A 13,910-nucleotide genomic window follows, 5' to 3' on the forward strand; every position below is an offset into this window, starting at 1 on the left:
TACTTATTGTCCCACAGCCCTGCGGCTTGCTCCACCACAAAGTTTGATATCACCACTTGAATTTGAATAATTACACATATAAAGTGAATTTTAATTCAATAGATAGCTTTTAATCCAATCGATATACCCTAGATAATTCGAGTTGCAGGACAAAACGTTAACGTTTTGAACAACGCAAAGCGTTGGCCCTTTAGGGCGAGGCTCATTTATGGCCTCGTAGCGCGGCAATCGCGCGAATCCTCGGGAGCTTACTCAAGTAAGTGACTGGGGTGAGTAAGAGAAGCCAACGCACATGCAGCTTGAAGTATGACGGGGATAGTGTTGAGCCACATGGAGAGGTACATCATGCAACCGTTCTATAAGCGTCATTTTTTAAGGTTAATGGATTTTACACCCGCAGAAATTGCCAATCTTTTAGCCCTGTCAACGAAACTGAAAGCCGATAAAAAAAACGGGACAGAAGCCCGCCGCCTGCAAGGTAAAAATATCGCACTCATCTTCGAAAAAGATTCGACTCGTACTCGCTGCTCTTTCGAAGTTGCTGCATACGATCAGGGCGCGCAAGTGACCTATCTCGGCCCAAGTGGTAGCCAAATCGGCCATAAAGAATCCATCAAAGATACCGCTCGCGTATTGGGAAGAATGTACGACGGCATTCAATATCGCGGCTATGACCAGCAAATTGTCGAAACGCTGGCGCAATACGCGGGTGTTCCGGTCTGGAACGGACTGACGAATGAATTCCACCCTACGCAACTGTTAGCGGATCTGCTGACGATGCAGGAACATTTACCAAGTAAACCGCTGTCAGAGATGACGCTCGTCTACGCTGGTGATGCACGCAACAACATGGGTAACACCATGCTGGAAGCGGCCGCACTGACCGGGCTGAATTTACGTCTTGTTGCGCCAAAAGCCTGCTGGCCGGATGTCAGTCTGGTGGCTGAGTGTCAGGCGGCAGCAGAACAAACCGGTGGCAGCATCACGCTGACGGAAGATATCGCTACGGGCGTCGCGGGCGCAAATTTCATTTATACCGACGTTTGGGTTTCCATGGGGGAACCGAAAGAGACCTGGAAAGAACGTATCGCGCTGCTGAAACCGTATCAGGTGAACATGGCGATGATCGCCGCGACGGGTAATCCGCAGGTGAAGTTCCTCCACTGCCTGCCAGCCTTCCACGACGATCAGACGACGATGGGACAACAAATGGCGGAGCAGTATGGTCTGCACGGTGGAATGGAAGTCACGGATGAAGTCTTTGAATCCGCGCACAGCATCGTTTTCGATCAGGCGGAAAATCGCATGCACACCATCAAAGCCGTGATGGTCGCCACGCTGGTGCAGGATTAAGATTTAGCCTGCCTTTGATGTGTTTTAAAAACAGATCAGAGGTGGGCAGGCCCTTTTTCAGTAGGATTATCCAGTGTCGGTGTTCTCTCGCCTGATTCCAAGCATTCAGCAGTCCTAGTGAGTGCGGGACAACGTGCCACCAATTCAGGATCAAGAAAATCACCGAAAGAGGTCAGAGGATTACGGGTAGCGTCGTAGCAGGAAACAAGGTCGGGAGCCTGAGCAATGTACATAAAAAAATCCGAAAACAAGGCACATTTGCGGATTCTTACACAGCAGTTGGATCGTTCAACTGCTCCTTAATCAATAGGCATTAGGCAAAGAGCAGGATCTTTAGTTCGGCTTAGTGCCCCTTCCCATCATTTTGACATGAGAGGCTCGAACCACAGTCCCTCAGGTAATTGACACGTGCCCTTTTATCAGAAAAAAAGGGGGAATGTAGTTATCCCACCCTTTTTGGTTGCAGTGTTGGATCAGGGTGACGCTGTTTGTCACACCTGTTTTATCACAGCAACGCGTTATCCTGTTACGAAGCGTTGAAGAACTTATACCAAGTATGTCCGGAATACTGTTTTGCTTCACCCCGCACTGCAGCAAAAGAACGACTTCCCACTCTTTGTCTGTAAAAATATTTGCCGGTCGGGTGAACACAAAGGGCTTCCTTTCGCATGGCATAAGAAAAGTTGAAAAGTAAACATTGGTGATTTCTATGTAAGTGCAAACAATACCATCATTGCCATCATTAAGCCGCCAAGGACGCTTCTCCACCAGAAAAGACCTGAGTCTATTTCGTCTTCCGTAATCAAATGTTTTGAGGACAACACTCATTTCATTTGTGGTCAATATTTTTTGGTCGTCATACAGTATATGGCCGTAGTGCTCGCTGATATCGGGCGTTAAGTCAGTGTCGAGACAGCCTAAAAATTTATTTTCTGTTACACCGAAATACTGACATACCATCTTATTGCCATAAACATACTGGGAGTTGCAGTCCTTTATTGCCCAGCCAAACAAAGAGTTATCAAAGTAATACTCAACAGGAGTCAAATCTGGGTCCATCAGGTTAGCCTCTGATAATGAGATGTCCTTTTTTCAGAAAGAACAGCGGGATGTAGTTATCAAATCGGTTATCTCTACAGTATTCCTTTAGGCCTGATAGTGAATTCAAGCCTGTTTTTCTGTAGCAGCTTCGGAGTCTGCTGTTAACGGCATCGACGGTAATTGAGAGGATACTGCTTATATCTTTAAGCATCATCCCACAGACAAGCAGGTAAATAACCTCCCATTCCTTCTCAGTAAATATTTTAGAGGGGGGCTCGAAGGTGGAGTGTTGAATTATTGTTCCATTTAGCAACGAGGTTGGCGTGATGATCCTAACATGTCTAACGCTGATAACTGTGCCTACACAATTGCGATGTTCATCATAGATTGGCTCTTGAATATTGTAGGCAGGCTGCATTATTTTTTCCGTACCTTGAACATGCGTTGTAATGGCTCTCACCGCCTTACCTGTACGCTCTATCTCTCGTTCCTGCTGGTTAAAAATGTCTGAAAATTCGGCGACAGGAACAGGGATATCCCTAATGTTCAAACCTTCATAATCATAACGAGTTGATATAGTTTGCCAAGTTTTAAAGGTGTTATTGACATAAATAAAACGGGAGTTTGTGTCTTTTACTGCCCAGCCGACGAGAGGATCGCTTTCAAACATTGCGATTAATCTGTCAGGTAATGTAATTTGTTTCATCAGTGTCTCCCTACATTAAAATTACCCTACATAAAATATGCCGTACCTGATATGCGCCTGTTTATAAAAACTAAAATAGAATAAAAAGTCTGCGGCAGGCCAATGCCAGGGAAAACATCCTACATAATTTAAATTAATAATATACCTATAATCGAAAGGTCATTAGGTTTTCTAGCAAGAAAATCATTTTCTGAAAAACAGCCAGTCAGTTAAGCAACTGACTGGCTGTTTTTTTCTAGGCCTTGCGGTATTTACGTGTTTTTTTCTTTACTGCTCTTGAGAAGAGGGGGAACCACTGGGAGGCATCTGAGGAATTATTGCCATTATTTTCTTCCATTTTATGGTTGAACGTTCCTTGTTCACAGAAATCCTACACCAGCGACGCGTCGATTTTCACCACGGCTTTGCGCACGTGCGCTGGTTCGCCGACGGCACACAGCGGTTTGTGCACTTCGCCTGGGAAGAAGACGACAAAATCCCCTTTCTGCATCACAAACTGTTTTTCCTGCTCGCCAGCAGGCAGGAAAGCAATGTCTTTATCCGCCAGCCAATCGGTATCCGGCTTGCCCGCAGGCAGGTTACTGAACGTCATCCCTTCCACACCGGACAGCACGATCTGAATGTCCAGATATTTGGCGTGATACTCGGCGCGGCGTTTTTCCAGCAGATCGGTGCTGTCGTTGGAGATCAACACAAACACGCTGTTGCCCTCGATATCATGCTTGCCCAACGGCGTGTCTGCCGTAATGTTTTGCTTCACGTATTCAATCGCTTCACGCAGTTTGGCAGGTAGATAAGGGACTAGTTCAAGGTGATGGACGTTGCCAGTAATCATAAAAAAACCTCGCTAATATAAAAATGAAACCCTGTTTTACAATCCTTATACTCTCCAAATGTGACGCCCGCCAGCGTGTTAATACGAAAAAGTGAACTGCCCACCACTCTTCTCCATCGGCCTTCTTTCATCGACGAACGTTATGCATACAGCACGCGACCCGCAACCGATTGCGATGCGTAAAAAACCACGTTTTCTGCTTGAAATAGCCTAGTCGGCGCGTATAATTCCCGACAGTTTGCTGGGAGGGGTCATGCACCGTTACACCAAAAAATCCGCTGCTTATGTTGGTTATCAACCACAACTGCCATCCGGCAGCCAGCTAGCGTTTTCCTTTCCGTTGCTCAATGATTCAATGAAGAAAGCCCCTCAATGAGGGGCTTTTTTTTGGCCCACAATCCGGGCAACCAGATACGACATTTCCTGTGTACACGTTAGGAGAAAGACAACATGGTCAATCCGCTCTATCAAAAACATATTATTTCGATTAACGACCTCAGTCGGGAAGATTTGGAACTGGCGCTGCGTGTCGCTGCCAGCCTGAAAGCTAATCCTCAGCCTGAGTTGTTGAAACATAAAGTGATTGCCAGCTGCTTCTTCGAGGCCTCCACCCGGACACGTTTATCCTTTGAAACCGCAATGCATCGTCTCGGCGCCTCCGTCGTCGGTTTCGCTGACAGCAACAACACGTCGCTGGGGAAAAAGGGCGAAACGCTGGCCGATACCATTTCCGTCATCAGCCAATACGTGGATGCCATCGTGATGCGTCACCCGCAGGAAGGCGCTTCCCGCCTTGCAACCGAGTTTTCCGGCGGTATTCCGATTCTGAACGCTGGTGACGGTGCGAACCAGCACCCGACGCAAACGCTGCTCGATTTGTTCACCATTCAGGAAACGCAGGGCCGACTGAATAACATCAATATCGCTATGGTCGGTGATTTGAAATATGGCCGCACCGTGCATTCACTCACGCAGGCGCTGGCGAAGTTTGAAGGCAATCGCTTCTACTTCATCGCCCCGGACGCGCTGGCGATGCCGGACTACATTCTGAGCATGCTAAAAGAGAAGAATATTGCTTACAGCTTGCACAACAGCATCGACGACGTTGTCGACGAGCTGGATATTCTGTATATGACGCGCGTTCAGAAAGAGCGTCTGGATCCGTCTGAATACATCAACATCAAATCCCAGTTTGTCCTGCGCGCCGCCGACCTGCACAGCGCCCGCCCGAATTTGAAAGTGCTGCACCCGCTGCCGCGCGTCGATGAGATCACCATTGATGTGGATGCCACGCCTTACGCCTATTATTTCCAACAGGCGGGCAACGGAATCTACGCCCGTCAGGCGCTGCTGGCGCTGGTCTTAAATCGCGAACTGGTTCTGTAAGAGGAAGAAGCCATCATGACACACGATAATAAATTACAGGTTGAAGCGATCAAACGTGGCACGGTGATCGACCACATTCCCGCACAGGTGGGTTTTAAGCTGCTGACGCTGTTTAAACTGACCGCGACAGACCAGCGCATCACCATCGGCCTGAATTTGCCGTCCAACCACCTTGGACGCAAAGATCTGATCAAGATCGAGAACATCTTCCTGACAGAACAGCAGGCGAACCAGTTGGCGATCTACGCACCGCAGGCTACCGTCAATCAGATTGATGAGTATGACGTGGTACGCAAGCTGGTGCCGACGCTGCCAGACCACATTACTGGCGTGCTCACTTGCCCGAACAGCAACTGCATCAGCCGCAGCGAGCCAGTTTCGTCTTTCTTCAGCGTTAAGCAGCACGACGGTGATGTTCACCTCAAGTGTAAGTACTGCGAGAAAGAGTTTGAACGTCAGGCGGTACTGCAAGATCGCTAGTTTTCTGCGTTGCCCCGCAATGGACATTGCCTGTGGCTGGGCTTTTTTGAATAATGACTACGTCCGCGTTTCTTTTACGCCCCCATCAAGGAGATACCATGTCACGCATTATCAGCACTGAGCACGCCCCAGCCGCCATCGGCCCTTATGTTCAAGGCGTAGACCTCGGCAGCATGATCATCACTTCCGGCCAGATTCCGGTGAACCCGAAAAGCGGTCTGGTGGCAGATAACATCACCGCTCAGACGCGCCAGTCGTTGGAAAACGTTCAGGCAATTGTGGAAGCTGCTGGCCTAAAAGTTTCCGATATCGTGAAAACCACCGTATTCGTGAAAGACCTGCACGACTTCACCCTAGTGAATACCGCGTATGAAGCCTTCTTCAACGAGCACGACGCCCCATTCCCGGCTCGCTCTTGCGTTGAAGTCGCACGCCTGCCAAAAGACGTGAAGATCGAGATCGAAGCGATCGCCGTTCGTCGCTAAATATCGCAGCAATACCCCCAAAAAGCGCACAGCAACCGGTGCGCTTTTTTTTCTGTTCTTTCTTTCACCACAACAACATTATTGACATTCCCAGCACACATCGAGGTCAAAAAACAAACAAATTTCCGCCAGGCCGCGCGTAGCAAGCCTCCCCACTCTCATCACCTTTTTTGACTATTTTTTGTTCAGGCTCAAATTCCCCGCGACATGAGGATTTCTTTGCTCTACATCAATTTTACAGCGATAAAAGCGCAAACACCCCTACGCAATTTCAATATATAGTGCCAATCCTGTAAACATGAACTACATATAGTGTTTATCCACAGTGTCATCCACAGCCCCCTGTAACCCTTGTCAGTTACGGTTTTCGCCTGTGGATAACCTTTCCAGAGGAAGAAAACGTGAAACCAGTAGTGATTAAACGGGACGGTTGCCAGGTGCCTTTTGATGAAGTGCGTATCAAAGAGGCGGTCGAACGCGCGGCACATGCAGCCGGTGTCAATGATGCAGACTACTGTGCAACTGTGGCCTGTGCGGTCGCTCAACAAATGCAGGATAAATCGCACGTAGACATCCGCGATATTCAGGATGCGGTCGAAAACCTGCTGATGTCCGGCAATGACAAAAAACTGGCGCGTACCTACATCGAATACCGCCATGACCGCGATATTGCGCGTGAGCGCCACGGTCGCCTGAATCAGGAAATTCGCGGTCTGGTCGAGCAGAGCAACATGGCGCTGCTAAACGAGAATGCCAACAAAGACAGCAAAGTGATTCCCACCCAGCGCGATCTGCTGGCTGGTATTGTCGCCAAGCATTACGCCAAACAGTACATCCTGCCGCGTGATGTGGTACTGGCGCACGAACGCGGTGAGATTCACTATCACGACCTCGACTACTCGCCCTTTTTCCCAATGTTTAACTGCATGCTGATCGACCTGAACGGCATGCTGACCAACGGCTTCAAAATGGGCAACGCGGAGATTGAGCCACCGAAGTCGATCTCAACCGCTACCGCCGTCACCGCGCAGATTATCGCGCAGGTCGCCAGCCACATTTATGGCGGCACCACGATTAACCGTATTGATGAAATTCTGGCGCCGTTCGTCACCGCCAGCCATGCGAAACATAAAGCGGTGGCAAAAGAGTGGCAGATTCCTGATGCGGAAAATTATGCTCTAACCCGCACGGAAAAAGAGTGCTACGACGCCTTCCAGTCACTGGAATACGAAGTCAACACGCTCCACACCGCTAATGGCCAGACGCCGTTCGTGACCTTTGGCTTTGGGCTCGGCGTCAGTTGGGAATCGCGTCTGATTCAGGAATCGATCCTGCGCAACCGCATTGCTGGGTTGGGTAAAAACCACAAAACGGCGGTATTCCCGAAACTGGTCTTTGCTATCCGCGACGGTCTGAACCACAAAGCGGGCGATCCGAATTACGATATCAAACAGCTCGCACTGGAGTGCGCCAGCAAGCGCATGTACCCAGATATTCTGAACTACGATCAGGTCGTGAACGTCACCGGTTCGTTCAAAACGCCAATGGGCTGCCGCAGCTTCCTCGGCGTTTATGAAGAGAACGGCCAGCAGATTCACGACGGTCGCAATAACTTAGGTGTGATCAGCCTGAACCTGCCACGCATCGCGCTGGAGGCCGAAGGCAGTGAAACCCGCTTCTGGACGCTGCTCGACCAGCGTCTGGTGCTGGCGAAGAAAGCGCTGATGACACGCATTGCGCGGCTGGAAAGCGTGAAAGCTCGCGTTGCGCCAATCCTGTATATGGAAGGGGCTTGCGGGGTGCGTTTAAAAGCAGACGACAGCATTGCGGACATCTTCAAGAATGGGCGAGCCTCGATTTCGCTGGGCTATATCGGCCTGCATGAAACGATTAACGCGCTCTTCGGTAGCCAAACGCATGTATTTGATGACGAGGCGCTGCGTGCCAAAGCCGTGGCCGTTATCACTCGCCTGAAAGCCGCCACCGAACAGTGGAAAGACGAAACGGGCTATGGCTTCAGCCTGTACAGCACGCCGAGTGAAAACCTGTGTGACCGCTTCTGCCGTCTGGATACCGCCGAGTTTGGCGTCATGCAGGGCGTGACGGACAAAGGGTATTACACCAACAGCTTCCACCTTGATGTGGAGAAGAAGGCGAACCCTTACCAGAAAATCGACTTCGAGCTGCCCTATCCGCCGCTGGCTAACGGTGGGTTCATTTGCTACGGCGAATACCCGAACCTGCAACACAACCTCAAAGCGCTGGAAGACGTGTGGGATTACAGCTACAGCCGCGTGCCTTACTACGGTACCAACACGCCGATCGACGAATGCTATGAATGTGGCTTCACCGGTGAATTCGAGTGCACTAGCAAAGGCTTCACCTGCCCGAAATGCGGTAACCACGATTCGGCCCGCGTTTCCGTCACGCGCCGCGTGTGCGGCTACCTCGGTAGCCCAGATGCACGCCCGTTCAACGCGGGTAAGCAGGAAGAAGTGAAGCGTCGCATCAAGCATTTAGGCAACGGTCAACTGGGGTGATCCCTTCCGGGCCGCAGCAATGCGGCCCCTCTCGCGGCACCGTCAACACGCGCCCGCTTCATAACATGGGCTCTACCGTATGAATTACCACCAGTATTATCCCGTTGATGTCGTCAACGGCCCCGGCACCCGCTGCACGCTGTTTGTCGCTGGCTGCGTACACGAGTGCGTGGGGTGCTACAACAAAAGCACCTGGCGGCTCAACTCCGGTCAGCCGTTTACGCAGGAACAGGAAAATCGGATCATCGCCGATCTCCAGGATACCGCGATCCCCCGGCAGGGAATTTCGCTGTCTGGCGGCGATCCGCTTCATCCTCAGAATGTGCCTGACATCCTGCGGCTAGTCGAACGGATACGCGCAGAATGCCCAGAAAAAGATATCTGGGCCTGGACAGGCTACGTGCTGGCGGAACTTACGCCGGAGCAGCAGCGGGTGGTCGATCTCATCAACGTATTAGTCGATGGAAAGTTTGTGCAAGATCTGAAAGATCCCGCACTGATCTGGCGCGGCAGCAGCAACCAGGTTGTCCACCACCTGCGTTGATCGACAGGAGGCTACTGAAGCGCCTGCTGCTTACCCAGTGAACGTAATTGATCGGATTCCAGCACGGTAACTCGCGCTTTGGGCTCGGGTGAGAACGCCTGATTCAGCAACGCCTGCGCGACCGTTTTCCCCTCAATGGCTCGCCACTTTGCTGGGAACAGGCGGAACAGCGGGGCGGCCAGACTTTCTAGCGGACGGCTGTCCTCTCTTTCTCCTAGCAGCATCGACGGCTGCGCTAATGTCAGATGCTGCCAGCCTTGCTGACGCAGCGATTTTTCCGCTTCTCCCTTCACTCGCGAATAGAAGAAAGGCGACGTCGCATTCGCACTCAGAGAACTGACGACCAGCAGGTGCGTCGCGCCCAGCGCCAGCGCCACTTTTGATCCTTCCACCACCAGCGTGTAATCCACATAGCGGAACGCCTGCTTACTGCCTGCCGTCTTGAGCGTCGATCCCAGACAGCAAAAGGCGATGTCGACAGGATCGGTCAATTGCGCCAGCGCGGTAGACAGATCGGGATCGTGCGGATTGACCACTTTCTCCGACGGTGCCAGCGGCTTACGGGTCGGCGCATAGATCGTCTCAACCCGATTATTGGCTTTCAACAGCTGTAACAACTCGTGCCCCACTAACCCCGTTGCACCTAATAACAGTACTCGGCTCATCGGTTTTCCCCCTTGCTCTACGTCTTTCACTATCCCATCTTTTTACGTTTATGTTCTTATCTATGACACCGCTATCCCTGAAGCACGATTAGCGCTGAAGAGCCTGCTCGTCGCGCTGCCAGTGGCGTTTCTTACCAAAGCCCAGCGTATTGTCCGTCATTTTGATTTCGGTCAGATCGAGCCGCCAGATCGGCGCTTGCGATGCTCGGGCAATAGGGAAACGCGCGTTGTACCGTGCTCTGGCCTGCTGCGCGTCATCCCCCTCCAACTGCACCGCCTGCGCCCGAAACTGCACGCCTTTAATCAGCATCACACTCTTCGGCTGGCCGCTGACCGTACCGGCCACCTGCGGCAACCTTGCCATGATCTCACCGTGGCGCGTCTGCAACTCCGTCATGAGATAAAAGGCTATTTGTTGATCGTCATAAGTATAGAAGCAACTCGCACACCATAATTCCGAATTTTCACCCACGCATAACGTCAGTACGTGCAACTTCTTCAAATAGCGGGAGATTGCCTCAAGATCACTGCTTATTTCTCTCGGTTCTTTCTGCATTACGCTGCCTCAATCCACTTTCTGCACGAACGTATCCTGCCCGACCAACCGTTGCCCTTCCGCAGAGTGCGGCAGCATGGTTTGCAGAGGCTGGCCGGTGTGTTTATCCAATAGCAGTGAGTGAGGTTCCCCCTCCGCAAACAGCTGCTGCTCCCCCCACTGGCGTAGCGCCACGACGAGTGGGAATAGCTGTTCGCCTTTTGGCGTCAGGATATATTCCTGATAGGCCGAGCTTTCGGAAACGGGCTGAACGGACAAAATGCCTTCCTCAACCAGGGTACGCAGACGATCGGTAAGAATATTTTTAGCAACGCCCAAACTGCGTTGAAAATCGCCGAAACGGCGGCGATTGTCGAAGGCATCGCGGATAATCAGCAACGCCCAGCGATCGCCAACCACATCCAGCGCGCGGGCGACGGGACACGCATCCTCTTTCAGACTTTTGCGCTTCACCATGAATACTTCCTCTCCTTTTTCCTGTTCATCCTACCTGCCTTACCCACAGGCTAAAAACTGACCGTGTGTTTTTTGGTTGCAGAATAAAACCAGAGTATTTATGCTTCAACTGGTTTTATTTTGAAACCAAACTGAATAGCGAAAGCCAATACGATGAAAACAAGCCCTATTCATACCACGTCATCCGTCACCGAAGGCGATCTTTACAGCACGCAGACGACATTGCCGCGCGCTCTGATTTTGCTGTTTGCCTGTGCCAGCGCCCTCAGCGTCGCCAATGTCTATTACGCACAGCCGCTGCTGGATGCATTATCGGTAGATTTTCGCATCAGTATCGCTGCCGTTGGCGGTGTGATGACCGCAACACAGCTTGGCTGTGCGCTGGCATTAATTCTGCTGGTGCCGCTAGGCGATATTCTCAATCGGCGCTATTTGATGCTGGCCCAGTTGGGTGCGCTCATCGTGGCGCTGATCGCCGTTGGGCTATCCACCACGCCTCTGTCTTTATTGATCGGCATGGTGGCCGTGGGCATGCTCGGCACGGCAATGACGCAGGGTCTGATTGCTTATGTCGCGACGGCTGCCGCCCCGCAGGAGCGCGGGCGCGTGGTGGGTGCCGCACAGGGCGGCGTGGTGATTGGGCTGTTGCTGGCGCGCGTGCTATCCGGCTTCATCGCCGATCTAGCAGGCTGGCGCAGCGTATACTTTTTCTCCGCGCTGCTGATGCTCCTGCTTGCCGTGCTTTTATGGCGCGCACTACCGCATCAGCCACCAGCCCGGCAACGCCCGCGCTATTCCGCGTTGCTGATTTCTATGCTGACCCTGTTGCGTAAAGAACGGGTGTTGCAAATACGTGGCGTCATCGCTTTACTGATGTTTGCTGCCCTGAGCATTTTCTGGAGCGCGTTAGTTCTGCCGCTGAGTCGCGAACCTTATTTCTTTTCTCATACGGTTATCGGTGCATTTGGTCTGGTCGGTATTCTCGGCGCACTGGCGGCCGTGAAAGCAGGTTCGCTAGCCGATAAAGGGCGAGAACAGTGGATCAGCGGCATCGCCCTGTTACTGTTGCTGACATCGTGGCTGCCGCTGTGGCTGGCGCCCTATTCTCTCTTCGCGCTGGTGGTCGGCATCATCGTGCTCGATCTGGGCGGACAGGCCATTCACGTCACCAACCAAAGCATGATTTTCAAGACGCACCCTGATGCGCACAGCCGTCTGGTTGGCTGTTATATGCTGTTTTATAGCATCGGCAGCGGGCTGGGTGCGATGGCAACCACCGCGGCGTATGACGCTGCTGGCTGGTCAGGCGTGTGCCTCCTTGGTGCAGCCGTCAGCCTGCTGGCGCTGCTTTTCTGGAAAGTGACACTACACGCTTCAGCGCCGTCACCGACCGCTTCCACGCCATCGTGATAGCGGAACAACGTTTCTTGATAAAAGAACCATATTGATAAGGGAAAAAGCATGAGCGAACTGACTTTACTGGCTGATGCCGACGAGCGCGGCCGACGTTATCTGGCTGAGGCTGCACAGCGTCGGGTTTTCCCCGATGCAGATGCCATCGCAGCGCTGGCACGTTTTGATGAAACGCTGCCGCAACAGGGCTTCTCACCCGAAAGCACGCTGGCGCTGCTGGATGACGTCGGTTCACCAGCCACCACCGCTTCCAATGGCCCGAACTATTTCGGTTTTGTTATCGGTGCCTCATTACCGGTTGCCGCCGCCTCCGAACGATTGATGATCGCCTGGGATCAGTGCGCGTCCACCTTTGATAATTCGCCGGTATCCGCCACGCTGGAACGCCTCGCCAGCCGCTGGGTACTCGATGCTCTGAACTTACCCAAAGAAAGCGCCGTGGGGTTCGGCACCAGCGCCACCGCCTGTACGCTTTCCTGTCTGGCCGCCGCGCGTCGTGCCCTGCTGGCAAAACAGGGCTGGGATTTTGACAACGATGGACTGAACGGCGCGCCTGAAATTAAAGTCGTGATTTCGGAACTGACGCACATTACCGTCAAGAAAGCGCTGCGCGTACTCGGCTTTGGGCTACGCCATTTACGTATCGCGCCCGTGAATGCGTTTGGGCAGATTGATGTATCGCAGCTTCCTCCGCTGGACGATCGTACGATTCTTTGTTTGCAGGCGGGCGAGGTAAACACGGGCGAGTTCGATGACTTTGCGCAGATCATTCCCATCGCAAAAGCGGCGGGTGCCTGGGTTCACGTTGATGGCGCATTCGGACTGTGGGCCAGAGCCTCATCCCACGCGGCGCTCACCGACGGTATCGAACTGGCCGACAGTTGGACAACAGACGCGCATAAATGGCTAAACACCCCCTACGACTGTGCGATGGCGATTTGCCGCGATGCGGACGTGCTGGCCGAGGCGATGAACGCAGATGCGGTTTACTCCAGTGCGGCACGCGATGCGCAGAAGAATCTGACGCTCGAATTTTCCCGTCGTCCGCGCGGCATTCCGGTATGGGCGGCACTGCGTACGCTGGGACGTGATGGTGTAGCAGAGATGGTCGAACGGCACTGCCGACAGGCGACACTCATCGCCGACGGCCTGCGCCATGCGGGATTTGAGGTACTGAATCGAATTGTGCTCAATCAGGTTCTGCTGCGGGGGGAAACCGACAGCCAAACGACAGCGATACGAGAGGCGCTACAGGCATCGGGCAAAGCATGGTTTGGCGGCACCGTCTGGCAGGGGCGTCCGGCGCTGCGCATCAGCGTGTCATCCTGGCGCACGCAGGACAACAACGTGCAGGCGTTGATCGCACTGCTGACGGAGATCAAAGCTCAGGCCCCACGCTGAACGAAGCCTAAAACGATGAGCGCGGTATAAAACGGCTATCCCCGCAAGC

General features: G+C 52.5%; 16 protein-coding genes and 1 pseudogene. 10 read left to right on the forward strand and 7 right to left on the reverse strand.

Features of this window, described 5'->3' with window-relative positions; genetic code table 11:
* Positions 1 to 62 precede the first annotated feature (62 nt).
* A complete protein-coding gene (argL, locus tag K7X24_RS22215; RefSeq protein WP_373425776.1) occupies positions 63 to 113 on the forward strand; it encodes a putative translational regulatory protein ArgL in 51 nt (16 codons plus the stop codon).
* A gap of 232 nt (positions 114 to 345) precedes the next feature.
* A complete protein-coding gene (gene argF / locus K7X24_RS18135) occupies positions 346 to 1,353 on the forward strand; it encodes an ornithine carbamoyltransferase (protein ID WP_224556644.1) in 1,008 nt (335 codons plus the stop codon).
* A 110-nt stretch (positions 1,354 to 1,463) separates the two neighbouring features.
* Here the strand turns inward: argF and K7X24_RS18140 are convergent.
* The 4 genes and pseudogenes from K7X24_RS18140 to K7X24_RS18155 form a co-directional block, all read right to left on the reverse strand.
* Positions 1,464 to 1,604, reverse strand: a pseudogene (locus K7X24_RS18140) (IS4 family transposase); the annotation flags it as partial.
* Between the two features lie 142 nt (positions 1,605 to 1,746).
* On the reverse strand, positions 1,747 to 2,412 hold the full coding sequence (locus K7X24_RS18145; protein WP_224556652.1) for a PAS domain-containing protein: 666 nt from the start codon (positions 2,410 to 2,412) through the stop codon (positions 1,747 to 1,749).
* 4 nt (positions 2,413 to 2,416) lie between these two features.
* Positions 2,417 to 3,100 (reverse strand): helix-turn-helix transcriptional regulator, encoded by a 684-nt coding sequence (locus K7X24_RS18150; protein ID WP_224556653.1) that lies wholly within the window; start codon positions 3,098 to 3,100, stop codon positions 2,417 to 2,419.
* A 370-nt stretch (positions 3,101 to 3,470) separates the two neighbouring features.
* Positions 3,471 to 3,935 (reverse strand): YhcH/YjgK/YiaL family protein, encoded by a 465-nt coding sequence (locus K7X24_RS18155; RefSeq protein ID WP_198997994.1) that lies wholly within the window; start codon positions 3,933 to 3,935, stop codon positions 3,471 to 3,473.
* Between the two features lie 253 nt (positions 3,936 to 4,188).
* Here K7X24_RS18155 and K7X24_RS22035 point away from each other — a divergent pair, with 253 nt between their 5' ends.
* The 6 genes from K7X24_RS22035 to nrdG all read left to right on the forward strand — a co-directional run bounded on the left by K7X24_RS22035 (position 4,189) and on the right by nrdG (position 9,370).
* Positions 4,189 to 4,311, forward strand: a complete 123-nt coding sequence (locus K7X24_RS22035; RefSeq protein ID WP_258874469.1) for a hypothetical protein — start codon at positions 4,189 to 4,191, stop codon at positions 4,309 to 4,311.
* A 74-nt stretch (positions 4,312 to 4,385) separates the two neighbouring features.
* Positions 4,386 to 5,321, forward strand: coding sequence for an aspartate carbamoyltransferase (pyrB, locus tag K7X24_RS18160; protein ID WP_224556665.1), 936 nt, complete (start codon positions 4,386 to 4,388; stop codon positions 5,319 to 5,321).
* 15 nt (positions 5,322 to 5,336) lie between these two features.
* Positions 5,337 to 5,801: an aspartate carbamoyltransferase regulatory subunit gene (gene pyrI / locus K7X24_RS18165; RefSeq protein ID WP_224556669.1), complete on the forward strand. Its 465-nt coding sequence runs from the start codon at positions 5,337 to 5,339 to the stop codon at positions 5,799 to 5,801.
* 98 nt (positions 5,802 to 5,899) lie between these two features.
* On the forward strand, positions 5,900 to 6,286 hold the full coding sequence (gene ridA, locus K7X24_RS18170; protein WP_224556680.1) for a 2-iminobutanoate/2-iminopropanoate deaminase: 387 nt from the start codon (positions 5,900 to 5,902) through the stop codon (positions 6,284 to 6,286).
* Between the two features lie 401 nt (positions 6,287 to 6,687).
* A complete protein-coding gene (nrdD, locus tag K7X24_RS18175; protein ID WP_224556682.1) occupies positions 6,688 to 8,826 on the forward strand; it encodes an anaerobic ribonucleoside-triphosphate reductase in 2,139 nt (712 codons plus the stop codon).
* Positions 8,827 to 8,905: 79 nt separating this feature from the next.
* On the forward strand, positions 8,906 to 9,370 hold the full coding sequence (gene nrdG / locus K7X24_RS18180; RefSeq protein WP_224556684.1) for an anaerobic ribonucleoside-triphosphate reductase-activating protein: 465 nt from the start codon (positions 8,906 to 8,908) through the stop codon (positions 9,368 to 9,370).
* An 11-nt stretch (positions 9,371 to 9,381) separates the two neighbouring features.
* Here nrdG and K7X24_RS18185 read toward each other — a convergent pair whose 3' ends face one another.
* The 3 genes from K7X24_RS18185 to K7X24_RS18195 all read right to left on the reverse strand — a co-directional run bounded on the left by K7X24_RS18185 (position 9,382) and on the right by K7X24_RS18195 (position 11,047).
* Positions 9,382 to 10,035 carry a hypothetical protein gene (locus K7X24_RS18185; protein ID WP_188247276.1) on the reverse strand — a complete coding sequence of 218 codons (654 nt, stop codon included), beginning with the start codon at positions 10,033 to 10,035 and terminating at the stop codon, positions 9,382 to 9,384.
* Between the two features lie 88 nt (positions 10,036 to 10,123).
* On the reverse strand, positions 10,124 to 10,591 hold the full coding sequence (locus tag K7X24_RS18190) for a YhbP family protein (protein WP_039470410.1): 468 nt from the start codon (positions 10,589 to 10,591) through the stop codon (positions 10,124 to 10,126).
* A gap of 9 nt (positions 10,592 to 10,600) precedes the next feature.
* Positions 10,601 to 11,047: a winged helix-turn-helix transcriptional regulator gene (locus K7X24_RS18195; protein ID WP_103942106.1), complete on the reverse strand. Its 447-nt coding sequence runs from the start codon at positions 11,045 to 11,047 to the stop codon at positions 10,601 to 10,603.
* Between the two features lie 153 nt (positions 11,048 to 11,200).
* On the opposite strand from K7X24_RS18195, the gene K7X24_RS18200 reads away from it, so the two are divergent.
* Entirely contained in the window at positions 11,201 to 12,457 is a 1,257-nt protein-coding gene (locus K7X24_RS18200; RefSeq protein WP_224556687.1) for an MFS transporter, read from the forward strand.
* A gap of 51 nt (positions 12,458 to 12,508) precedes the next feature.
* Positions 12,509 to 13,861: a pyridoxal phosphate-dependent decarboxylase family protein gene (locus K7X24_RS18205; protein WP_224556691.1), complete on the forward strand. Its 1,353-nt coding sequence runs from the start codon at positions 12,509 to 12,511 to the stop codon at positions 13,859 to 13,861.
* Positions 13,862 to 13,910: the final 49 nt, after the last annotated feature.

It is taken from the genome of Pectobacterium versatile (assembly GCF_020166435.1).
Lineage (GTDB): Bacteria > Pseudomonadota > Gammaproteobacteria > Enterobacterales > Enterobacteriaceae > Pectobacterium > Pectobacterium versatile.

Coding starts and splice junctions, on each gene's coding strand:
- ridA (WP_224556680.1), top strand. CDS start 5,900: ATGTCACGCATTATCAGCACTGAGCACGCCCCAGCCGCCATCGGCCCT.
- K7X24_RS18195 (WP_103942106.1), bottom strand. CDS start 11,047: ATGGTGAAGCGCAAAAGTCTGAAAGAGGATGCGTGTCCCGTCGCCCGC.
- K7X24_RS18200 (WP_224556687.1), top strand. CDS start 11,201: ATGAAAACAAGCCCTATTCATACCACGTCATCCGTCACCGAAGGCGAT.
- K7X24_RS18190 (WP_039470410.1), bottom strand. CDS start 10,591: ATGCAGAAAGAACCGAGAGAAATAAGCAGTGATCTTGAGGCAATCTCC.
- argF (WP_224556644.1), top strand. CDS start 346: ATGCAACCGTTCTATAAGCGTCATTTTTTAAGGTTAATGGATTTTACA.
- K7X24_RS18205 (WP_224556691.1), top strand. CDS start 12,509: ATGAGCGAACTGACTTTACTGGCTGATGCCGACGAGCGCGGCCGACGT.
- K7X24_RS22035 (WP_258874469.1), top strand. CDS start 4,189: ATGCACCGTTACACCAAAAAATCCGCTGCTTATGTTGGTTATCAACCA.
- K7X24_RS18155 (WP_198997994.1), bottom strand. CDS start 3,935: ATGATTACTGGCAACGTCCATCACCTTGAACTAGTCCCTTATCTACCT.
- pyrB (WP_224556665.1), top strand. CDS start 4,386: ATGGTCAATCCGCTCTATCAAAAACATATTATTTCGATTAACGACCTC.
- K7X24_RS18145 (WP_224556652.1), bottom strand. CDS start 2,412: ATGGACCCAGATTTGACTCCTGTTGAGTATTACTTTGATAACTCTTTG.
- nrdG (WP_224556684.1), top strand. CDS start 8,906: ATGAATTACCACCAGTATTATCCCGTTGATGTCGTCAACGGCCCCGGC.
- K7X24_RS18185 (WP_188247276.1), bottom strand. CDS start 10,035: ATGAGCCGAGTACTGTTATTAGGTGCAACGGGGTTAGTGGGGCACGAG.
- pyrI (WP_224556669.1), top strand. CDS start 5,337: ATGACACACGATAATAAATTACAGGTTGAAGCGATCAAACGTGGCACG.
- K7X24_RS18150 (WP_224556653.1), bottom strand. CDS start 3,100: ATGAAACAAATTACATTACCTGACAGATTAATCGCAATGTTTGAAAGC.